Raw genomic sequence first — 22,390 nt, 5'->3', positions numbered from 1 at the left:
TAAACCCTATTGAGTTTCGTAAAAAAGATTATTCAATCTCATGATCACTGGGGGTGTGGTCAAGCTTCTGATCGATAAATTGATAGGCCTCCAATCTGACCTCTGTCGGGAAATCATGTTCCGCCTCCGGATAGCGAACCTGCAGGTTATCCTCCGCATCTAAAAAGCGGTAAACTTCCACCGAGGCTTCAATTCCTTTTTTTACGCCTTCTACGTCAAAATTACCGTCATTGACCGGGGAATTAGAGAAAAAAGGGCGGGGAGCAAGGGCCGCAATAATTTCGTGGAAATCAAAGGGTATCTTGTCACCATCCAATCCATATTTATCACGGAACAGGGGCATATATCGATCTTGCGCAAAAGGTCCTAATCGTCCTCCGTACTCTTCATGGGCCACCTGTCCAATGTCATAATAATCCATTTGCGTCCACCCACAACTAGAGACCACAACTTTTAACCGCGGGTCAAAAGCGGCGACAAACATAGCGTTGTGTCCCCCAAGTGAGTGTCCCAGTACGCCTATTCTCTCCGGATCGACATCCTCTCTGGCCTGTAGCACATCAACGCTGCGCATATGATTAAAGATCCCCTTCATGGTGCCAGACTCGTACCGATCACTGCTGAAATCATAATCTCGCAATTCACCCATACTCGGGTAATCAGGGGCGATAACAATATATCCTCTCTCGGCCAGTTCTTTCGCCTGGGCCCGATTAGCCCGTGGACTTTCCCCATCAACCAGTCTTTTTCCGCCATCACCGGTCCCATGCAACACAAGCATGGCAGGGTGTTTACCGGATATGCTTTTCCGAAAAGGAAGGTACAAGTAGGCCGGTACAATTTCCCCTTCCGCCGCAGTAAACCGTATGGTCAACCTATAATAACGGTCCGTTTCCAGGGTATCAGACACTTGGATATTCAAGGAAGGCAGCCCGGTTCGCGGGGGCAATTCCCCCATCACGTCTTCCATGCCCCGTAGAATTTGCCAGCGTTCTTGCTCCCACTGAGCCATATTGGTGATACGCTGTTCCTCACCGCTGGCATCACGAAACTGAAAAGAGTCCATTGATTCAGAAGATTTCATGCAACTGACTATGCAAAATGTAATTAGCGGCACCAGGAATAATACTGCTTTACGATGATATCTATACATATGTCGTTATTTAGGGAGTTATGAGGAGGCAGACATAGTAGTTAATTTAGATCTTACCGTAAGAACGAGTAAACCCAGCAAAGACCTGTCTTAACTTCTATTCGATTTAAACCAGATACTGGTCAAAAAGTTGGTAGGCCTGCATACGCTCCTTCTTTGGAAAAGCATGCTCGGCGTCGGGATGCGCTATCTGCAACCGTTCGGGAACATCATAGAGTTCATAAATTTGCATAGCCGATTCAACGATAGTCGCCGCGCTCTTCCATTTAAAATTACTATCCTGAAGGGGAGCATTAACAAAACAAACACGTGGAGCCAATGCTGCAATCATCTCATGAAAATCAAAAGGTATTTCCTCAAGCGCATAATTTTCTATGTTCGGCATATATCGTTCCTGGGACCAGCCGCTAATATCCCCGTCCATATAGTCAACAAATGAATCGAAACCACAACTTGAAACGACAACCTTGATCCGTTCTTCAAATACGGCAGTAAAAATAGAGTTGTGTCCACCAAGCGAGTGCCCGATTGAGCCATATTCTCCACTGCGCACAAACGGGAGCTGATCCAGAAGATCAAGTGCACAAACATTATTCCAGATAGCTTTCATAGTACCACTTTGATAACCAAGTTCATCAAGATGGGGATTATAAGCCCCGAGAATGGGGTAAGAGGGCACAAGTATCACATATCCCTGCTGAACCAATTCCCGGGGCCAGTCTCTATAGTCATCCCAGACGGGAAACTTCTTCTTTTCAAGAGTATCCTCTCCAAATGTTACCTGACTTTGTCCTGTACCGAGAGGGCTGAGAAGTGCTGGAAATCGAGTATCAGAATTAAGCGCCTCTTTCGGTATAAGCAGGTAGGCGGGAACCCGTTCCCCTGCATCAGCCGAATAGGAGATGTAGCGTATGATATACGAGCCTTCATCAACTTCCCAATTAATACTGGGATCCAGGGGGACACGCTGCTTCTTCCCGGGGAATGGTCCCATCACTGTTTGCATGGCGCTCAAGATACTCTCTTTGCGCTGAAGCCAATCGCTAAGGGCCTGAACAGGACGGATTTCTCCTTTTTCATCACGATAAATCAGCAGATTTTCACGATCCAGCCTTGTTTCCTCCTGTCCATCTTCAGTGGTAGCGTAGCGCATACAAGCGGGGGCAACTCCAGAAGCACTCACACCCAGTACGGCTGCATACCTTAAAAACCGTTTACGACTAATCCCGTTACCTTTTACCTCCACTTTGTGTGATCCAAGGACATCATTTATTGTTTCTCTCATTTCATAATTCATTTAGCATTTCAGCAAGATATACGATGATTACTGGTCATCATTTTACAAAAATTGTCTACAGAACCTATGTCAAACTGAAAATTAGTTCTGATATAACCCAAATAAAGTCTTCACCTATTTTTAAATCCCCGAAAACTGATTTAACCTTTAACCACTATATGAGTAAAAGCTCTGTCTATGGCTAATTTGCCAGTCCTGTCTGGTAGCCAGGTTCCGGGATTTCTTCAATCGGAGGTTCATTATTTTGAGCACCGGCATACCCGCGATTTTGGTTTACGGTACCAAAGACATTAGAATTGATGATTCCATCATCTATGGGCCACTGAAAATGGCGGGGTTCAATGTTGGGTGCTTCCCCAAGAACAACAGGTGCGGGACTGATGTGGTATAGATTATTAAGATTATAAACCCTGTCATAAAACCAATTGTTTTCGTGCAAATTATCCGGACTATATCCATTCATCCCTTGAGCAGCCATAATATGGGAGACTCTGTTTAATTCGTTTTGCCTTGGTTCTTCGGCATACAGCTCTCGAGCCCGTTCATCAAATATATAATCAATGTCCACATCACCAGCTGAAATTAATGGGGCATTTGCACGTTCTCTTATCATATTAATATCATCAGCAGCTGCCTGTATATTCCCCTTCCAATAGTATGCTTCGGCCCTTAAAAGATACGTTTCAGCCAAACGATATATATACCAGTCAGCATGACCACCATTTGGTAAAGACGCCGGATTTTGCTCTGGTGAATAAACCTTGTAGAAAGGCCATGCAAAGAGCGTATACACGCTATCCGATGGATTTGCCATCCACTCCCCTTTCATGGGATCACCAAAATCAGGGGAATCCGGATTGTTTATTGTTATCTCATGCTTATCAATCCAGTTGATATCAGCCCGACGCAGATCGGGGGTATTGCTCCAATGGTAACCATCCTCTTCCCAGATGTCATACATATGCCAATCACTTGCTGCATGATCAGGATTCCCATTTCCCAAAGTGTCATGCATCGCTCCTCCCCGTACAAAAGCTACATTACCCTCACTATCTCTATTATTGGAATGCCACCAGGAAGCGGTGTATATTCGCATGGAATAACTACCGGCAGTTCGTGCCTCCTCGGGCGCTTCAAATCTGTCAACGGTAGCGAGGATGGTTTCGGTGTTTGCGGAAATATTTTTGTTGTATGGGCGGTGTAGATCCCATAGTAAATTACGTTTTGGATCATCAGCATCTTCCCCGAACCGCTCGGTCATTAAGGAATACGGTCCATTGATAACCCTGGTTGCTGCTTCAATGGCTAAATCCCACTCCATATTAGCAAGATATATTTTTGTCAAAAGATGATTTCCAGCTCCCAGCGTTATTTTATGTGGTCCTTTCGCTTCGGAAAGATATTCTATAGCGAACTCCATATCCGCCTGGATACGGTCAAGTATGGCCCAACGGCTATGGGTATTATAATCAAGAGTTGCGCCACGAACTTCTTCAGAAACAAAGGGCAAATCACCATAATTGTGAACCATCCGATAATACCAGTACGACCGATGCCATAAGGCCTCAGCTAAAGCTTTGTTTCTGCTTTGTTCATCTTCCCATTCAATATCATCAATCCTTGTTATTACGGTATTTGCATCCTTTACATAATTGAACATATTGTTTAGCTGGTTCACAAATTGCTGATACCGATCGGTACTGGGAGTCAAGTTGGTAAAATCCATCTGCAAAAGAGGAGATCCCGTTTCCGAAGCATGAAATTGATGGGATATGTTATCTTTCTGTCCAGCATGTTCGCTCAGCAAATTTTTCTTCATTGTAACCAGGGTAGCTTCAAGTCCTGATCTGTCCAGAAATACATTTTCAGGTGCAAAAAATGATTTAGGTTCTGGTTGGAGGAAATTCTCTGAACATGAGCCTATAAAAATCAACACGATTGAGAATACCAACACATTTGTTATTAGTCGTTTCATAATGAGGATATTTTATTGTATTGCATTTCTTTCAATTTATATAGACCCAAGGACTATATGGATAGACTCAATCCAATGGTAAAGGTCCTTGGCATTGGGTCATGTCCTGATTCCGGATCCCATCCGGGCCAGTCGTCAAAACTGTATATATTTCGCGCAGAACCGAACACTCGTACGCTTTGCATTAATATCCGCTGCGCAAGTTCTGAAGGTAAATTATAAGAAACAGACAAGTTCTGAATCCTAACAAAAGATGCAGGCTTATAAAGCATTATCCCTCCCCCAAACGGCTGCGTTGACTTTGATAGGACAGGCCATTCATCCGAACGATTTTCAGGTGTCCAATAAGGATAATTAGGCGTGCTTCTACGATCAAAAGTAGACCATCCTGATAACGCCTGAGGAAATGGAAGGATATGACCAAGATCAGCGCGCACAAACAAAGACGCAGAAAAATTTTGCAAAAAGTCCACTTCATTTTGCAGGCCTATTCGAAATCGAGGTTCGGTATGACCTATAAATCTTTTATCCTCTAATGCTTCATAGGTACCACTATCGTCCAAATCACGGGCTTTGACGTCTCCCGCTCTTAAATTGTATTCAGATGCCTGTTCTACCTCCTCTTCCTGCCACATGCCAAGAACATCATAATCCCATACGGCGTGAATAGAACGGCCGGGGAACCACTCATTTTCAAAATCCGGTACTTCCCCCTCATATTGTTGTCCGGCCAACGTATATGTTCCTGTCTCACCGTAAAGAGATTTAATATTGTTACGATTTAGAGAAAAATTAAGAGATGATCTCCAGTTAACATTCGATGAGTTAATATTTCTGGTACGTATGGTTGCCTCGAATCCCTTGTTACCGAGTTCTCCTAGATTGGTTGTCACATTATCAAATCCAGTAATAGAGGGCAAAGAGCGATTAACCAACAGGCTCGTAGTTGTCATGTCATAATAATCCAGCGTCAGGTTAATCCGATTATCTAATATGCCAACGTCCATACCAACATTTATCGACTCTGTTTCCTCCCAGGCTAAACTTGGATTTGCCAGGGAAGAAGTTGAGACTCCCATTTCAACTTCGGATCCATTGTAGAATTGGTTGGCACTTAATTGGGCAAGAGAGGAATAAGCCCCAATATCCCGGTTACCATTTTGTCCCCAGGAAAACCTCAATTTTAACTGACTGATAAGATCAACATCAAAAAACGATTCATCCGAAAGGTTCCATGCCAGAGCAACGGCAGGAAAAACTGCTCTCGGATTCTCTTGACCAAAAGCAGAATAACCATCTCTTCGAACTGATGCCGTAAGCAGGTATTTATCCAACAGCGTATAGTTCAATCGGGCCATCATACCATCTCCGGTCACCTTGGTATCCTGGGCCGACAGGGATGGGTTTATTCCAAATTGAATCCCGGAATATCCAAGATTAGTTGTCGGCCGGAAGGTATTATTTGAAGTGCTTGTCTGCCATGTCTTTCCTTCCTCAACGGTGTAAAGTAATGTTAGATCAACGTCATGGATACCAAAGGTCTGCTCCCATGTCAACAGATTGTCAAGCATCCATTCAAATTCATGAAAATCCAGCCGGGTAGCCCGCCCATCTTCATAAGATCTCCCGCCAATAATAGTTTCAGGCGACCAAAAATTATAGTCTCTGATTGTTTGAATCCGAGGCTGAAAAGAAATCTTATGAGTGATCCCATAGGGTAGGAAAAACTCAGTAAAAATGGAACTAAACGCACTGTTAATGATCCTGTTTCTATCTTGACCCAGTGTATTAATGAGTGGATTCTGTGCATTTTCAGATCCCCCCGGGAACCACTCCAGATCACCGTCCTCATCATAAATTTTTCCATACGGGGTAACCAGAAGCATTTGGCCTAAACTGGCTTCTGTTACACTTTCGTCCCGATTAGCATACTGCGCGTTTATCCCCGCGCTTAACCAATCTGTAACCTGAAAATCCAAGTTTAACCTGGTCTGAATAGTTTCAAATTTATCACCTTGTATAATGCCTTCATTATCTATTTGATTAATAGACCAATAATATCTGGCATTTTCTGTTCCTCCGGCAATACTCAGATCGTTATCAAACCGTAATCCAGGTGGCATAACTTCATTAAACCAATCTGTAGTTCTTCCGGACTGGTAATTTTCAATTTCACCACCATAAAAATTAAGGCGATTTAACCACTCAACCGTATCATCTGAGTTGGGAGAGCCAACTGTTGATCTCCAATCTTCGAGCGTAATACCATCTGGCAATTCATTCGGATTCATAAAGTGATATTCAGGAAAATCAGTCGGAACAGTCCGATAATAATCCGTCCTGAAATCTATATAATCCTGGGGTCCCCGGGGCCCATAATTCCGGCTGGCTACCTCTGTGCGCCCTACCCTGGAAGTGAATTCGATGGTAGGCTTTCCTATATCACCTTTGGTCGTAGTTATCAATATTACCCCCGAGGCAGCTCTTGCACCATATACCGCGGCAGAACTTGCATCTTTTAACACATCGATTGTTTCTATATCATTGGGGTTAATATCCCTTATACTGCCATTGTAAACTACTCCATCCAGGACCACCATCGGCTCAGTACCGGCAGATAAAGATGTGGGGCCCCGGATTTCCAACGAACTCCCTCCGGCAGCTGATGTTCCCTGATTAGCGTTAAATCCAGCGATAGTTCCCGCCAGCATATCCGTTACATTTGTCACGCTTTGATTCTGAAAGTCTTCGCCTTCTATGCGATCAACAGATCCGGTAAGATCCCGTCTTTCCTGCGTCCCATATCCAACTACGATTACTTCATCCAGTCTTCCCAGATCCCGTTCCAGAACGACATCAATAACCCTCTGTTCTCCCACTGTTATGTTCTGGGTTCTATACCCTATGAAAGAAAACACAAGAACAGATTCAGGTCCCGGTACTTCGAGGCTATATTCACCCTTTGTGTTAGTAGAAGTCCCAGTCGTTGTTCCCTCAACCGAAATATTAACTCCCGGTAGTGGCTCCCCAGACTGAGCGTCGGTAACAGTACCACTTATCTCCTCCTGAATCTTATCCAATAGCTGAACCGAAACACGTTGCTGCGGTTCATCGGCAGATTTATTGAATAATGAAGCCGTCGCTCCAATCGAATTTAACTGGCCAGCATAAGCTGCCTGCCCCATTAGGATAAGTCCGGAACACAACAAGAGAAGTACTTTCTGGATTGTCTTCTTTTTCATATCGACTTTCTCGTATCCCTTATTTTTGATCATAACCCTTCCGATTAATTATTATATGATGCCTAAAATAATCCTTTATTTTGGTCCCGAATATTAAAGAGAGTATATCTACTTCAATCAGGCAATTTGCTCATTGTTCATTCTTAGCTCAAACTATTCGCTTTTAAAATCATGGTTACCACTTCTTTCAATTCGGCTTTTTCATGGCTTCTGCTAATTAAAAACCCTTTAGCCTATTGCTTTGGAGTAAAAATGTGCTTGAACTTACCATTAACTAGATTCAAGCTTTCCCAAATAATTTTAGCCGAATTTCAAGCTATATTACATGATTTTTGGCATTTGCATACTCAATCTTTCAGAAAGCCCCAATACGCTGAAATTGTTAAGAGTCAGAAGAGTACTGGCCACATGTTTGGTATTCCCTTTTTCAGATCACTTTTCCTTTTAGCACGTCAGCCTGCGATCCATTAATACTCAAATCTTTGCGGTTTATGCCTTCTCTAATAGTACTACAGATGCCAATCGCAAAAGTATTACGCTAAATTTATTTTTTTTTAAATAGATCTGATACAAGGGAGATTACTTTTTTTCTTCCTTTTTTTGCAAGAAATTCCGAACAGAATAAGACAGACAAACTGTAATGAGAAAATAGTTGAAAGGGTATCATTGCTTTCAAGAAAGAAAACACATGGCCTTGACTTTTTTCCATACCTTTTTGGGTCAAGCCAACACGAGGGACAAAATATTTTGAACGAATGCGCAGGCAGTGAAAGCAATTTATCCAGCCGGCAACGTTTTTTGGATTCCGTTTTTGTGTCGTTCCAAAAAAGTGACTATAAAGTAGTATAAAAAGACTTAACAACTCTTCAACTCCCCGTCTCTCTGTTTATATTCATGCGCACATACTCTTTTATAAAGGTAGACGCCTTATAGTACTGTGATTTTACGGTGTGGACGGAGATGTCCATGTAAGCTGCTACTTCCCTGTTGGTTAGTCCCTCTTCCGTACGCAATTCAAAAACTTCTCGCCTCTTTTCCGGAAGCTGTTCAACAGCCACTTGATAGAGTCCCCTGTATTCCGAAAGCTCAATAACATTAGCGGCTTCCAACCGGTTGGTCTTCTTTTCGTAGAAATGTTTAATGTGTTTTTTCAGCCTTCGCCTGTCTTTGTCGATGACATTCAACACATGATTTTTTACGGCAGTGAACAAGAAACCCCTTAGCGATCCGGATAGCCTGAGTTTTTTTCGTTCGTTCCACAGGGCGACAAACACTTCGTGGACGGCGTCTTCGGCCAGCGACTTGCTGCGCAGGTATTTGAATGCCAGCCTGAATAATCGCTTGTGATACTTCAGATAGATACTTCTGAAAGATGTTTCATCTCCTTTCTTCAGCTTTTGCAGAAGTATTTTATCCCCATCATCACCTGACCCCATTGTTCTGTTCATTTTGTAGTATTCTGCCCGAAAAATTTACATTTGCCTTCCACGGCTCCTCCCATCCCAAAAGACTGCCCAAAAGTCACCCTGAAAATTCATAACCCAAATTGGAAATACGTTCGACCATTCCCGAAGTATTATATTTTATAATTGCAAATTTCACAATTAAATCCAAAAACATAATGCAGCGAATTTTAATAAAGTGATCAATAGTCCATCAGGCAAGCCATTCAGTGTATAGACAATAGCTGCAATCTCTTTTATTCTATCATCTCCGCAGCCCAGTCAACCATATCCTCTTTCATTTCCGGAGAAAGCCTGTTGTAATCCTCCGGCTTTTCGAGGCGGAGGGCACCCCCGGCTCCAAATAACTGGTAGACCTCGGCAGCTTCATCCACCGCCCGGGTGACATCCTCCGATGAATTGTACTGGTCCCACGTCGGAGCCGTAATCAACACCGGCCGGGGGGCAATGGAGGCGAGGATCTCGTGGTAGTCATAGGGAATCCTGTCTTCGTTCCCGACGAAAAAGCCCAGGCGGGGGAGCAGTCCGTGCAGATGTGAATAGCGATATATTCCTTCCGCGGTTTTGCCGGGGTAATCGGTGCGCATGGGCGTAAAACCCGCAACGGAAATAACGCCGGCAATGCGATCGTCCAGGGCCGCACTATACAGACCAACGGTGCCTCCCAGGGCATAGCCGCCGACAAAGAGGTTATCATGGTCCAGATAATCCACGGCGGCTAACTCGTCAACAGCCCACCGCACATCAGCAACCATGCGTCCCATCCTGGACCACCGGGGAAATCGCTCATAGAACAGCCGCCCTTCTTCTATGCGGGTTCCGAAACCGATCTGGTCAAACACATAGACAGCAAATCCCCGGTCCGTGAACCGGTTGATCAAATCACCCGAACGAAGAAAACCGGTAGAATAGGTATACTCGTGAAGAAACACCATCACCGGCAGGTCATTGTCCACCGGTGCGCCCTCCCCGTCGGCGGGATAATACAGTCGCCCGAAGGAGATGGGACGGCTTCCCACGGATTCATCCACCCCGGGCAACCCGAGAACATCCCGCTTGTAATCCGGCTGCGGGCCCGGACTCAGGGAAGGCGGCTCTGTACCCAGGCCCCAGCTGATGCGGGATCGGATCTCTTCTCTTTTTTTCTCCCATCCTTTGGTGTTGTCTATCTGCTCCCGGCCCGGGCCTTCCAGAATATCATCTATCCCTTTGGACGGGTAATCCAGAGGATTGATCATCTCCCCGGACAATCCCAGCCATTTTGAAAAGGTATAATCGTAATACAGCTTATTCTGTGGTTCTGTATTGCCTCGCTCAAAAACGTAATCGAAGAAATCCAGGTATCGCTCCATATCCCTGGACGCCGGGGCATGAAATCCTTCTCTCAGATCAATCGCTATGTTCTCTTCAGCGCCCAAAAATTCATACACCGACTTGGCCGACCGGTAAGCCTGTTCAATGCCCCAGGGATCTGCGGCGTGCTCGTTGATCGAAGAGGTCAACATGAGCCCCCGGGGAGCAACCAGGGCCATAAGCGAGTTCTGGTCGACGGGCAATTTGTGCTCTCGTCCCACAAAAAAGCGAAGCCTCGGATGAAGCCAGTGAGGTCGCACCCGGGTAAGCAGCTCGATGGATTCGTTGTTATATTTAGCCGACGTGTAGCGAAATGGATGCTCACCTCCCGTCCCCCCGCTGATCGGTACCACGGCTTTGATGCGGTCGTCATAAGCGGCTGACCAAAGGGCGGACTTCCCGTTGCGCGAGAGTCCCGTAAGTGCTATCTGGTCGCGGTTTACGTGCGGGAGAGTATGCAGGTAGTCTATCGTCCGGGACGCAGACCAGGCCCAGCGCATAATCGTGGTGAAATCATAGTCCGGCCACCAGATATCGGCATACGCTTCACTGTCGTCAGAAAGTCCATATTTGGGATCCGTAGCAGCAAATCTGACGCCGATATACCCCCGGCGGACGGCCGCCTGTACCCAGTCGTAGCGGTCCTCTTTCCAGGGACACATGAAAACCGGAAAAGGTCCCTCTCCAGGGGGGATCAGCAAGGTAATGCGAAGTTCCGCCTCGTGGTCCGGTCCGAATCTGAGGAGAAGATCCTGCTCGGTCAGTTCTCCGATTTGGCGCTCGTCAAGCAGTTCCGCCGTCAGATTATCAGGGGGCGGGGGGACCGTCCCGGTTATCCAGCGCTGGGCCTGTTCCTTGATCCATTGCCGCTTTTTCCGCCACTGACTGATCGTCTCCACCGGAATATGCTCGTCTCCTTCATCCAGCACCAGGGGATCCGGGAGGAACGGCAGAGAGGGCATCTCATCAAAATCCGGTGGCAGCTCCCCGGTGCGCTCCACCCAGGCCGTCCAGGTAGAATCGACCGGGGTCGGGGGCAAAGCATTCACATTTCTCTGCTGGTCCGGCAACAATACCTCCTGCAGCTGCTCCAGATATTGTTGCCGGTCCTCTTCCCCCCTCTGTGCATGAGCACTTGAATGGGATATATGAATAAAACCAACACACCCTAACACCACAACTATTAAAATATTAGCAATGCCCTTGCCCATAGTGACTAATTTTAAATATAAAGTATTTGTTTGTGGCTGAAGCCGTTAAAAAACAAGTATAGAATAATGACCTGATTTTTTAAAATAATAAATATAGGTTAAGCGGAAGAAGAGTTATTTATATCCACTGAAACCTAACCCGCATGAGTTCCCGTAACGGCCGGACTGATCTTTTTTCCTCGAAACTTGGACTAATCCTGAGCGTGCTGGGGATTGCTGTGGGAACCGGCAATATTTGGCGCTTCCCGCGCATCGCCGCACAAAACGGCGGACCAGAGGGGGCGGGGGCTTTTCTGATTGCCTGGATCTGCTGCCTGTTTCTGTTTTCTATTCCCCTGATTATTGCCGAATACGGCATCGGGCGCCACGGCAGAAAAGGAGTCATTGGTTCCTTCATTAAGCTGGTGGGAAAAAAATACGGCTGGATGGGAGCGTTCATCGGCTTTATCGCTACCGCCATCATGTTCTACTACAGCGTGGTAGCGGGATGGGCGCTTTTCTACCTCGTGGAGTCGGTCACCTCCAGCCTGCCCGGTAGCATGCAGCAGGCCAACATGGTCTGGGAAGGGTTCCAGGGATCGCTCTGGCCCTCGGTTTTTCACGGCCTGATGATGGGATTCGGCGGTTTTGTGGTCGTCAGGGGGATCTCTTCCATTGAACGTATCAATAAAATACTCATTCCCTCGCTGCTGCTGGTCGTTGTCGTATCGCTGATTCGCGCCGTTATGCTTTCCGGGAGCGCGCAGGGGCTGCAGTACCTGTTTACCCCCGACTGGTCTACCCTGACGGAACCCCGCCTGTGGCTCGAGGCCCTTACCCAGAACGCCTGGGATACCGGGGCCGCGTGGGGACTCATTCTCACCTATGGCGCCTATATGCGCAGCCGCGATGACATCACCATCAGCGCCTTCCAGACCGGCATTGGCAATAACATCGTATCCCTGCTGGCGGCGATGACGATTTTCGCCACTGTTTTCGGCACGCTGGGCAGCAGCATGGGCAACAGCGAAATTCTGGAGGTCATGAAAACTTCGGGTCCGGCTTCGACGGGGCTTACGTTTATATGGATGCCCCAGCTGTTCAACGAGATGGCCGGGGGACCTCTTTTTGCGATCCTCTTTTTTCTGGGCTTAACTTTTGCCGCCTTTAGCTCCCTTATATCAATGATTGAACTGGCCAGCCGCGTATTTGTGGATATGGGATTTTCCCGCAAAAAGTCCACTGTTTTTATCTGCCTGTCCGGCTTCCTGCTGGGAATGCCTTCGGCCCTTTCGCTTGATATTCTCGCCAACCAGGATTTTGTTTGGTCGGTGGGACTGATGGTCTCCGGAGCCTTCATGTCCTTTGCAATTATTCGCTTCGGTCCAGACCGCTTTCGCGCGGACATTGTCAACAACGGCCGACAAAAATACACCCTGGGCAGATGGTGGGAAATAATCATCCGGTATGTGGTGCCGGTGGAAGTCATTTCACTGCTCGCCTGGTGGATCTACCTGAGCATTACGGCTTACGCTCCCGACAGCTGGTATAATCCGCTCAGCGCCTTCTCGGTAGCTACCATCGCCCTGCAGTGGGGCATCGTTATGGCACTCTTCTACTTCTATAATGGGACCCTCGCCGACAAAACCACCGGCAGCCGGGAAACCAACTCTGGGTAAAATGATATTTTTTCCGGCCGTTCAGCCTTTTTTAAGAGGCTTTTACAAGACAAGAAATTTTGGTTAAGATCAAAGCCCGAGTGCTTTCTAAACTGGAGTTTATTAGCCATAAGTGAGGATTTTAAAATTGCAGGAGTGTTGAGACTGGGCAAAATGAACTGTTTTGCTGAGCTTTCTTCTCATTAAAAGCTGAAACAGATTATAATTGCTCCCGAATTTTTGTATTATGATACCATCCCGAAATAAAAAAAGTCAGCCAATGAATACCATAGTCCAAAAGGGGTGTTTAGCATGCCTGTTGCTTGTAGGAACTGCAACGTTATGCCAGGCTCACCCTACCTATCCCACAGAATATGAGACTTCAATATCCCCATCCATCCCGTTTTGGGAGGCTGATACAGATACCCTGTCCCTGCCTTCACACAGTGAGTACGAGGATGCTCTTTCTACCCTCCTCGAAGCTTGCCGCAACGAGGGATACGCGATAGATGAGCTGCTCCGGGATGAACGGTTTACAATTTATGAAGGTATCGGAGATCGTTTTCGGAAATCGGCAGAGCGAAAGTCCATAAATCTCGAAGAGTACAAACAGATTCTGGGTTTTGATGAGAAGAAAAGGCGGGGTGCGGATTTCATGCGCAAGCATGCCGATCAGCTGCAAAAAGCGCAGGAGAAGTATGGTATCCCGAAATACGTGATTACCGCCATCATCGGTATTGAGTCGGATTTCGGTGAAAACATCGGCAGCTATAATCCTTTCAACGCCTACGTATCGATGTACGCCGTGGATTACCGGGCCGATTTTGCGAAGGCGCAGCTGCTGGAACTGCTGGACTTCGCTCAACGAAAGGACATCGATCTGTTTGAACTGAAATCCAGTTATGCCGGGGCGATGTCTTTCGCGCAGTTTATTCCCTACTCCCTGAATAAATGGTTTGTCGGCGATGACATTTTCAATATGGACGATAACATTATGTCGGTGGCCAATTATTTAGCCCATTTTCAACAGCGAACCAACGACCTGCGGACCTCCGTACTGCGCTATAACCCCAGTGGGCTGTATGCCGATGCCGTGTTGGATCTTGCCAAAGCGTTCGAGACCGAAACAACGACCCTGAATGCCTCAACCGCTGATACAGATTAGATTATTTACGGGTTATTTGTTACTGGTTGCCATTGTCAATCCCTCAATTAGCTTGACCGTTATTATTGATTATTAGTTACATTCTCGTGCAGTATCAATGAGTTTGGGTTGGAGGATGTCTATCCCAGAATTCAGGGAAGGAGGAGCCTCCAATCTCTACCTAACTTTCAGCTTCGAAATTTTCTACTTTCACCTCGGACTCACAAGTCACAGCTCGTAACTCGTAACTCCGCTTTCGGTGATCATGATGAGCTGTTTAAAATCCTGCGTGGGGTAATTGCCCTTACTGCCCAGTAATCCATGGATATGCTTTTCCGGTGCGGTCAGTTTCCAAACCGGCTCCCCCTCCTGTTGGGAAAAGGCATAAAAGCCTAACCCTTTTACGTTGCCTGCAATACTCGAGACATTACCAGACATCGTGTCAGGCATCCGGGAGGACGGGCAAATAAAAAAAGCCCCACTCTTCCGCATCGCGAAAAAGTGAGGCTTTATCTTATATCTTATACCTACAGGGTGTCTAAACCCGAGGCGTAGGATCGGGGGCTATATTTACATCATACCGCCCATTCCGCCCATACCTCCGGGCATGCCACCGCCGCCCATTCCGCCGGGCATGCCACCGCCGCCGCCGGCAGGTCCGTCATCGTCATCATCACCTTTGGAAGGTTTCTCTGAGACGAGGGCTTCGGTCGTCAGCATCAATCCCGCTACGGAAGCAGCGTTTTCAAGCGCAGTGCGCGTTACTTTCGTAGGATCGATAACGCCGGCTTCGATCAGGTCTTCATAGGTTTCGGTACGAGCGTTGTACCCGAAAGCATCTTTACCTTCTTTCACTTTCTGTACAACGATAGAACCTTCGGCTCCTGCATTGTTGGCAATACAACGAAGCGGAGACTCAAGGGCACGGCGTACAATGTCGAACCCAACTTCCTGATCGGGATTTTCTCCCTCCAGGCTATCCAGTGCTTTCTGAGCACGCAGAAGTGCTACGCCACCACCAGCTACGATGCCTTCTTCTACGGCAGCGCGGGTAGCATGTAGCGCATCTTCAACACGGGCTTTCTTCTCTTTCATCTCAACTTCAGAAGCAGCACCGATGTTCAATACGGCAACACCCCCGCTGAGCTTGGCAAGGCGTTCCTGCAGCTTCTCGCGGTCATAGTCGGAGGTGGTAGATTCGATCTGACCCTTAATCTGGTTGACACGGGCTTTGATGTCATCATCGGACCCTTGTCCGCCGACAATCGTCGTGTCATCTTTGGTGATATTGACACGATCGGCCGTACCCAGATAGTCAAGCGTAGCATTTTCCAGCTTGTAGCCACGCTCTTCCGAAATAACAGTACCGTTTGTCAGGATAGCGATGTCTTCCAGCATCTGCTTGCGGCGGTCACCGAATCCGGGAGCTTTAACGGCTGCAATTTTCAGCGAACCGCGCAGCTTGTTAACAACCAGTGTAGCCAGCGCTTCGCCTTCTACATCTTCAGCGATAATCAGCAGCGGCTTGCCGGTTTGAATTACTTTTTCCAGGATCGGAAGCAGATCCTTCATATTGCTAATCTTCTCATCAAAGATCAGGATATGAGGCTCTTCCATTTCGGTAACCATATTTTCAGAATCGGTTACGAAATAAGGAGAAAGATAGCCGCGGTCGAACTGCATACCCTCAACCGTCTCGAGATAGGTTTCAGTCCCTTTGGCTTCTTCAACCGTAATGACCCCGTCTTTGCCTACCTTTTCCATCGCATCGGCAATATTCTGACCAATCTCTTCGTCACCATTGGCCGAAATGGAGCCGACCTGCTTGATACTGTCAAGACTGTCGCCTACCGGCTTGCTCATGGTACGAAGTTCTTCGACAATCGCTTTAACGGCGGTGTCGATACCTCGTTTCAATTCCATCGGGTTGGCTCCGGCCGTAACATTCTTCAAGCCGGTTTGAATGATGGATTGCGCAAGAACGGTAGCTGTCGTCGTTCCATCACCGGCATTGTCGCTGGTTTTGGAGGCTACCTCCTTCACCATCTGAGCACCCATGTTTTCTCGCCTGTTGGACAGCTCAATCTCTTTGGCCACTGTGACACCGTCTTTGGTAACGGTCGGTGAACCGAAGGATTTCTCAATTACTACGTTTCGTCCACGCGGACCCAAGGTGACCTTGACAGCATTTGCAAGCTTGTCAACGCCACGCTTTAGTGCATCGCGTGCCTCCATATCATAATGAACTAATTTTGCTGACATAGTTGTCTATTAATTTTTAAGTGTTTGTAATTAGTTTGTTCTAAAAATAAGATGAGATGCTTAGGAAACGATTCCAAGAATATCAGCTTCACGCATTATAAGATATTCATCTCCATCCAGCGTGATTTCCGTGCCCGAGTATTTTCCATAGAGCACTTTGTCGCCTTCTTTTACCGACATGTCAATCTTGGTTCCGTTTTCTACTTTGCCTGGACCTGCAGCAACAACCGTTCCTTCCTGGGGCTTTTCTTTAGCCGTATCAGGGATAATAATTCCGGAACTGGTTTTTTCTTCGGCAGGTTCTGGCTGAACCAAAACGCGATCGCTTAACGGTTTGATTTTAGATTTAGCCATAATTATGACTCCTACAATTTAAGGTTATTAGTTGAAGTTGAAATTCATCGACATCAGCATAATGATGCTGTAAAAATATTTCAATATCGTACAAAGCAAATTACTTTGTTAAGATATATAGGTGAGCAAGGACCGTACCAAACTATGCGGAAAAACTGGATAAAATATCAAATAGCTATTTAAACAGATCAAAGCCCGCTTGAGACCATAATCATACAACTCAGCCCAATTAGATGAAAAGAGATTAGTCGAAATTTCAGGTCAAAATGCCATTTTTTTCGAAATGTGCTGTCAACTTTTCATACTCTGAAGGAGGCCAGGCCTCAGCCCGCTTGTCAAAATCAAAGGCAGGGGGCAGCTGGTCTTTGGAAATAATGGGCTTAAGGGCGTTACTCAGTTTTTTGCGCCGCTGGTTAAAGGCCGTACGCACCACTGTTTTTAAATGCTGATCGCTACAGTTCAGCCGGCCCTTGTCAAAGGTCAACTTCACCATGGCGCTGTCGACATTGGGCCGGGGACTAAAACACTGGCGGGAAACGGGAAACAGTATTTCCGGGCTGCTCATCAGCTGTGTTTGAACGCTGAGGATGCCGTAAGCTTTGGTACGGATATCGGATACAAGCCGTTCGGCTACTTCTTTTTGCATCATCAGGACGGCATCTGAAAGATGGTGCCTTTGGGCAAGCAGCGAAAATAAAATCTGGCTGGTAATATAATAAGGCAGATTCCCTACCACATGCGTTTTGGATTTGCCAGCGGATAGTTCCCCCCAGTCCACATCCAATACATTGGCGTGCCGGATCTCAAGTCCCTCGAACTTCCTGTGCAAAAGTTCTATGGCCCGCTCGTCAAGTTCAACAGCCAGAAGATCATCAAAACGCCTGACTAAAGCGCCGGTAAGTGCACCGGTGCCCGGACCAATTTCAATAACCCGTTCGCCGGCTTCAGCGGGAATGGCATCTGCAATTTTTTCTATGATATTTTCATCCGTTAAAAAATGCTGTCCTAAACTTTTTTTAGGTCTGATACTCATGGTAAAATGAATGATGAAAAATTATAAATGAAAAATCCCTGTTCTGGACTTTTATTTTATATCTGTTCCACATACTTTCGATTAATCTGGAACCCCATTCCCTCCTGCCATCATATTTCTGAATACACGTATGCGGAACTTATCAGCTGTTTAAAAAAGTACAATAGGAAGGTTCTTATCTTGTATTCGTTCTTAACGAATTCAGCGTGTTCAGCGAAGAGACAAGAAAGTAAGTATGCTTCTACCAATCAGTTGAAGTTATGGTATATCAAAATTACTTAATTTTTCATTTTTCATTGTCTTTTTTGCTTACTGCAGCTCTGTCATTTAAATTGTCAGAAATCAGGTTCTGAAAACATTTTTTTATGGATATAAAACCACTCGAAACCGAACAGATTGGTATACAGACGCTGGAAAAACAACTTATGACGTCTGAATCCAACATATCGCTTAAGATAGGGCTCCCGAAGGAGGTTTCCAACGATGAACGACGTATATGCCTTACCCCCGACGGGGTCTCCATACTCAAGGCGAACGGACATGAAATCTTCGTGGAGAAAGAGGCCGGATCCGAAGCCAATTTTGCGGACCAGGAATACGCCGATGCCGGGGCCAACATCGCATATGGCATTGACGAGGTCTACCAGGAGTCAGAAATGATTGTCAAAGTTGCCCCTCCTACGGAAGAGGAGTTAGAACTGCTGGAAGCTGATCATATCCTCATTTCGGCGCTTCACCTTGGAAATGCCAAAGAGCCGTTCATAGAAACCCTTATTGACCGGGCCATTACCGCCATCGGTTTTGAATTTATCAGGGGAGAAGACAAAGAATTCCCCATCGTGCGCATGATGCATGAAATAACCGGTTCCATGGCCGTTCAAATCGGCGCACATTATCTCGAGAAGGGCGAAGGGGGACAGGGTATCATGCTGGGTGGTATTTCGGGGATTCCGCCGGCGACTGTTGTTATTTTGGGGGCGGGCATTACAGCCGAGTATGCTGCGCGAACGGCCCTGGGATACGGGGCCCAGGTGTTTGTTATGGATAATGACCTGGCCCGGCTTCGACATCTCGAAAATGCCCTTGATCGACGAATTATTACGGCTACGGCCAATTATCAATACATATCCTCCGCGCTGGCATATGCTGATGTGGTCATTGGCGCAACCGAGCAGGAAGGCGACCGGGCTCCCTGCATGGTTACCGAGCCCATGGTCATGAATATGAAACCGGGCAGTGTTATCGTAGACACGGTTATTGACCAGGGCGGGTGCGTTGCCACAAGCCGTACCACCACCCATTCCGATCCGATATTTTCGGCGCATGAGGTCATTCACTACTGTGTGCCCAATATCCCCTCCAATGTGGCCCGAACCGCCACCTATGCCCTCAACAATGTAATCGTACCTTATCTGCTCGACATCGGCGATGCCGGAGACATCAAAGAGTGCCTGTGGAATAACATCGCTCTGCGAAATGGTACCTACGTATATAAGAAGCATCTTACCAAAAAATCACTCGCCGAGCTGTTTGATATGCCTTATCGTAGCATTGAGATGCTGATAGCCAGCCAAATTTAATGGTATTGTAATATTTCATGCGTTTTTATCGTAGTACAGATAACCGGCAACCGCCTACTCATCTACTACCCACATAATGAAACACCAAGAGCTCAATCTTAAAAATTTCAAACGTATCCATCTGATTAATTCGTTGCTCTGCATCCCCCTGCTTTTACTCTTTACCTGGCCTTATATCTACATAGCCCGGTTTACGGGTATTGAGGATTTTCTTGCCTATCCCGGTGCTGCCTTTTTTGCGATTCCTTTTATGATTACCATTCTTCATGGACACGTGACAATGGCTTTGGGTAGCGTCCACCGGCACCACTACTACGAATGGCTTACCGAAACCCCCCTTACCTACGGCCTGCTGTTTTACCCAATGATGATACGAACGAGATTTCGGCTTATGCTGCTGGTTGTAAGCCTTATACTATTTGCGATAGGATTTGCACTTCAGGTCTAACGAAAATCTGTCGCACCAGCAATTTCTCCTTCTGCTTTTTGCCAGTGAGCTGCGATTCCTTTTGGGTCAATAGATTTCTTCGAAGGATTAATGATTTATGATTGAAGATGTGAAGAATCTTATAAATAGAATGGAACTTTTTCGCAGCTAAAGCGCCGATCTTTCGGGAAGAGAAATAAAAAAAACAGACGAAATAGAAACAGGCACACCAACAGAATGATGTGCCTGGTAACTTTATCTTTTTAATTACTTCTTGCTATTAATTAATAAGCTTTACCGGCAATGATTTCGTCGACAACGGTGGGATCCAGCAAGGTGGAAACATCGCCCATGTCATCGGTTTCACCGGCTGCAACATTTCGCAATATGCGACGCATTATTTTTCCGGATCTCGTCTTCGGCAGTCCCTCTACGATCTGAATTTTATCGGGCTTGGCAATGGGACTGATTATCTTTGAAACCAGATCATGAATTTCCTTCTTAAACGTTTCCGGTTTCGAAACACCATCATCGCAGGTCATAAAGGCAAAGATTCCTTCCCCCTTGACGTCATGGGGATAACCCACAATCGCCGCCTCTACCACTTTCGGATGCTCGTCGATGGCATTCTCAATTTCAGCAGTCCCCAAACGGTGACCAGAAACATTCAGCACGTCATCCACCCGGCCGGTAATGCGATAATAGCCGTCTTCATCGCGGCGGCAGCCATCGCCGGTAAAATAGAAACCCGGGTAATCTTCGAAATAAGTTTCTCTGTAGCGTTCCTGATTGCCCCAAATGCCCCGCGTTACTCCCGGCCACGGGAACTTGATGACCAGATTACCCTGAACGCCGTTGCCTTCGATCTCTTTTCCGTTCTTATCCATCAGGGCCGGTTGGATGCCCGGCAGCGGGAGGGTCGCAAAGCCCGGTTTGGTCGGCGTGACGCCCGCTAACGGGGAAATCATAATGCCTCCCGTTTCGGTTTGCCACCAGGTATCCACGATCGGGCACTGTCCGTTCCCGATATGATCATGATACCAGTGCCAGGCCTCTTCGTTAATCGGCTCGCCCACACTGCCAAGGACCTTGAGCGAACTGAGGTCATATTTATTAACATACTCAATGTCTTCTTTCATCAGGGCGCGAATGGCGGTCGGCGAGGTATAAAAATGGGTCACGTTATATTTATCACAGACCTCCCAAAGCCGCCCCGGATCGGGATAGGTTGGGGTTCCCTCGAAAATAATGCTCGAGGCACCATTCAGCAGGGGTCCGTACAGGATATAAGAGTGCCCGGTGATCCATCCGGCGTCGGCAGTACACCAGTAAATATCTTCTTCTTCAACCTGAAATACATTCCGGAAGGTATAACTGGTATACACCATATACCCGCCACAGGTGTGTACCTGTCCCTTGGGTTTACCGGTAGAGCCGGAGGTATAGAGAATAAACAGCGGGTCTTCCGCATCCATCTCAACCGCCTCATGTTCTTTGGAAGCATTCCGAATCAACAAATGCCACCATTCGTCCCGGCCTTCCACCCAATCTATGTCACGATTGGTACGCTGACATACAATAACTTTATTCACCGAGGGACAATCTTCCAGCGCTTCGTCAGAAATGTCCTTGAGGGGCACATGTTTTTCGCCGCGCCGCAGTCCATCATTGGTGATCAGCATTTTGGCGTCGCAATCCTGTATACGTTCTGCAAGCGACTGGGCCGAAAATCCAGCAAATACAATGGAATGAACTGCTCCGATGCGGGCGCAGGCCAGGGCTGCAATCATCAGTTCGGGCGTCATGGCCATATAGATGGCTACGCGATCGCCCTTTTCAATACCTTTCGATTCCAGCACATTTGCAAAACGGCAAACATCCTCATGCAGCTGCCGGTAGGTAATAGTACGGCGAAAAGAATCCGGATGATTGGGTTCAAAAATAAAAGCTGTTTTATGGCCGATCGTATTAAGGTGACGGTCGAGACAGTTTTCGGTAATATTCAGCTTGCCGCCTTCAAACCATTTTATATCTCCATCTTTAAAACTGCCGCTGTGCGTCTTGTCCCATCGCTTTCGCCAATAAAATGTCCCGGCTTCATGATCCCAAAACTCCTCCGGATTTTTTACACTGTGTTCATACACTTCCTTGTACTCTTCAAACGAATCGATATTCAGCCACATAACAATAAAACAAATTTAAATTGAAAGTAATCCGTGTTCATAAATCCATGTTACAAAATTTAGAGACACAATCAAG

General features: G+C 46.7%; 15 protein-coding genes. 4 read left to right on the top strand and 11 right to left on the bottom strand.

All coding sequences use genetic code 11. The features are described from left to right. Positions 1–28: 28 nt before the first annotated feature. From ACESLU_RS03050 to ACESLU_RS03025, 6 genes are all read right to left on the bottom strand, one after another. A complete protein-coding gene (locus ACESLU_RS03050) occupies positions 29–1,084 on the bottom strand; it encodes an alpha/beta hydrolase (RefSeq protein WP_372634942.1) in 1,056 nt (351 codons plus the stop codon). Between the two features lie 175 nt (positions 1,085–1,259). Further along, entirely contained in the window at positions 1,260–2,438 is a 1,179-nt protein-coding gene (locus ACESLU_RS03045) for an alpha/beta hydrolase family protein (protein WP_372634939.1), read from the bottom strand. 193 nt (positions 2,439–2,631) lie between these two features. Beyond that, complete coding sequence (locus ACESLU_RS03040; RefSeq protein ID WP_372634937.1) at positions 2,632–4,425, bottom strand: RagB/SusD family nutrient uptake outer membrane protein; 1,794 nt, start codon at positions 4,423–4,425, stop codon at positions 2,632–2,634. 53 nt (positions 4,426–4,478) lie between these two features. Then, positions 4,479–7,700, bottom strand: a complete 3,222-nt coding sequence (locus ACESLU_RS03035; protein WP_372634934.1) for a SusC/RagA family TonB-linked outer membrane protein — start codon at positions 7,698–7,700, stop codon at positions 4,479–4,481. An 833-nt stretch (positions 7,701–8,533) separates the two neighbouring features. Next, entirely contained in the window at positions 8,534–9,103 is a 570-nt protein-coding gene (locus tag ACESLU_RS03030) for an RNA polymerase sigma factor (RefSeq protein WP_372634931.1), read from the bottom strand. A gap of 263 nt (positions 9,104–9,366) precedes the next feature. Then, complete coding sequence (locus ACESLU_RS03025) at positions 9,367–11,694, bottom strand: alpha/beta hydrolase family protein (protein ID WP_372634929.1); 2,328 nt, start codon at positions 11,692–11,694, stop codon at positions 9,367–9,369. A gap of 143 nt (positions 11,695–11,837) precedes the next feature. On the opposite strand from ACESLU_RS03025, the gene ACESLU_RS03020 reads away from it, so the two are divergent. Together ACESLU_RS03020 and ACESLU_RS03015 are read left to right on the top strand one after the other, a co-directional pair. Beyond that, positions 11,838–13,352 (top strand): sodium-dependent transporter, encoded by a 1,515-nt coding sequence (locus tag ACESLU_RS03020; RefSeq protein ID WP_372634926.1) that lies wholly within the window; start codon positions 11,838–11,840, stop codon positions 13,350–13,352. Positions 13,353–13,611: 259 nt separating this feature from the next. Further along, entirely contained in the window at positions 13,612–14,496 is an 885-nt protein-coding gene (locus tag ACESLU_RS03015; protein ID WP_372634923.1) for a lytic murein transglycosylase, read from the top strand. Between the two features lie 207 nt (positions 14,497–14,703). Here the strand turns inward: ACESLU_RS03015 and ACESLU_RS03010 are convergent, their stop codons facing one another. The 4 genes from ACESLU_RS03010 to rsmA all read right to left on the bottom strand — a co-directional run bounded on the left by ACESLU_RS03010 (position 14,704) and on the right by rsmA (position 18,124). Beyond that, positions 14,704–14,925: a hypothetical protein gene (locus ACESLU_RS03010; protein ID WP_372634920.1), complete on the bottom strand. Its 222-nt coding sequence runs from the start codon at positions 14,923–14,925 to the stop codon at positions 14,704–14,706. A gap of 120 nt (positions 14,926–15,045) precedes the next feature. Next, entirely contained in the window at positions 15,046–16,737 is a 1,692-nt protein-coding gene (gene groL, locus ACESLU_RS03005) for a chaperonin GroEL (RefSeq protein ID WP_372634918.1), read from the bottom strand. 60 nt (positions 16,738–16,797) lie between these two features. Next, positions 16,798–17,091, bottom strand: coding sequence for a co-chaperone GroES (gene groES / locus ACESLU_RS03000; RefSeq protein ID WP_073059527.1), 294 nt, complete (start codon positions 17,089–17,091; stop codon positions 16,798–16,800). Positions 17,092–17,347: 256 nt separating this feature from the next. Further along, positions 17,348–18,124, bottom strand: a complete 777-nt coding sequence (gene rsmA / locus ACESLU_RS02995; RefSeq protein WP_372634914.1) for a 16S rRNA (adenine(1518)-N(6)/adenine(1519)-N(6))-dimethyltransferase RsmA — start codon at positions 18,122–18,124, stop codon at positions 17,348–17,350. A 365-nt stretch (positions 18,125–18,489) separates the two neighbouring features. Here rsmA and ACESLU_RS02990 point away from each other — a divergent pair, with 365 nt between their 5' ends. Next, entirely contained in the window at positions 18,490–19,704 is a 1,215-nt protein-coding gene (locus ACESLU_RS02990) for an alanine dehydrogenase (RefSeq protein WP_372634911.1), read from the top strand. A gap of 76 nt (positions 19,705–19,780) precedes the next feature. Next, the gene (locus tag ACESLU_RS02985; protein ID WP_372634909.1) at positions 19,781–20,152 is read left to right on the top strand and encodes a hypothetical protein; all 372 of its coding nucleotides are present in this window, start codon (positions 19,781–19,783) and stop codon (positions 20,150–20,152) included. Between the two features lie 263 nt (positions 20,153–20,415). Here the strand turns inward: ACESLU_RS02985 and acs are convergent, their stop codons facing one another. Further along, positions 20,416–22,314, bottom strand: coding sequence for an acetate--CoA ligase (acs, locus tag ACESLU_RS02980; protein WP_372634907.1), 1,899 nt, complete (start codon positions 22,312–22,314; stop codon positions 20,416–20,418). Between the last annotated feature and the right edge of the window lie 76 nt (positions 22,315–22,390).

Source organism: Fodinibius sp. (assembly GCF_041642155.1).
In the GTDB taxonomy this organism is placed as follows: Bacteria; Bacteroidota; Rhodothermia; order Balneolales; family Balneolaceae; genus Fodinibius.
The sequence above is the reverse complement of the archived record's forward strand: the minus strand, read 5'-3'. Positions and strand labels throughout refer to the sequence as shown.

What these genes read in the sequence shown, in the direction of transcription:
- ACESLU_RS03050 (WP_372634942.1), bottom strand. Translation starts at nt 1,084, where the DNA reads ATGAAATCTTCTGAATCAATGGACTCTTTTCAGTTTCGTGATGCCAGC.
- ACESLU_RS03045 (WP_372634939.1), bottom strand. Translation starts at nt 2,438, where the DNA reads ATGAGAGAAACAATAAATGATGTCCTTGGATCACACAAAGTGGAGGTA.
- ACESLU_RS03040 (WP_372634937.1), bottom strand. Translation starts at nt 4,425, where the DNA reads ATGAAACGACTAATAACAAATGTGTTGGTATTCTCAATCGTGTTGATT.
- ACESLU_RS03035 (WP_372634934.1), bottom strand. Translation starts at nt 7,700, where the DNA reads ATGATCAAAAATAAGGGATACGAGAAAGTCGATATGAAAAAGAAGACA.
- ACESLU_RS03030 (WP_372634931.1), bottom strand. Translation starts at nt 9,103, where the DNA reads ATGGGGTCAGGTGATGATGGGGATAAAATACTTCTGCAAAAGCTGAAG.
- ACESLU_RS03025 (WP_372634929.1), bottom strand. Translation starts at nt 11,694, where the DNA reads ATGGGCAAGGGCATTGCTAATATTTTAATAGTTGTGGTGTTAGGGTGT.
- ACESLU_RS03020 (WP_372634926.1), top strand. Translation starts at nt 11,838, where the DNA reads ATGAGTTCCCGTAACGGCCGGACTGATCTTTTTTCCTCGAAACTTGGA.
- ACESLU_RS03015 (WP_372634923.1), top strand. Translation starts at nt 13,612, where the DNA reads ATGAATACCATAGTCCAAAAGGGGTGTTTAGCATGCCTGTTGCTTGTA.
- ACESLU_RS03010 (WP_372634920.1), bottom strand. Translation starts at nt 14,925, where the DNA reads ATGCCTGACACGATGTCTGGTAATGTCTCGAGTATTGCAGGCAACGTA.
- groL (WP_372634918.1), bottom strand. Translation starts at nt 16,737, where the DNA reads ATGTCAGCAAAATTAGTTCATTATGATATGGAGGCACGCGATGCACTA.
- groES (WP_073059527.1), bottom strand. Translation starts at nt 17,091, where the DNA reads ATGGCTAAATCTAAAATCAAACCGTTAAGCGATCGCGTTTTGGTTCAG.
- rsmA (WP_372634914.1), bottom strand. Translation starts at nt 18,124, where the DNA reads ATGAGTATCAGACCTAAAAAAAGTTTAGGACAGCATTTTTTAACGGAT.
- ACESLU_RS02990 (WP_372634911.1), top strand. Translation starts at nt 18,490, where the DNA reads ATGGATATAAAACCACTCGAAACCGAACAGATTGGTATACAGACGCTG.
- ACESLU_RS02985 (WP_372634909.1), top strand. Translation starts at nt 19,781, where the DNA reads ATGAAACACCAAGAGCTCAATCTTAAAAATTTCAAACGTATCCATCTG.
- acs (WP_372634907.1), bottom strand. Translation starts at nt 22,314, where the DNA reads ATGTGGCTGAATATCGATTCGTTTGAAGAGTACAAGGAAGTGTATGAA.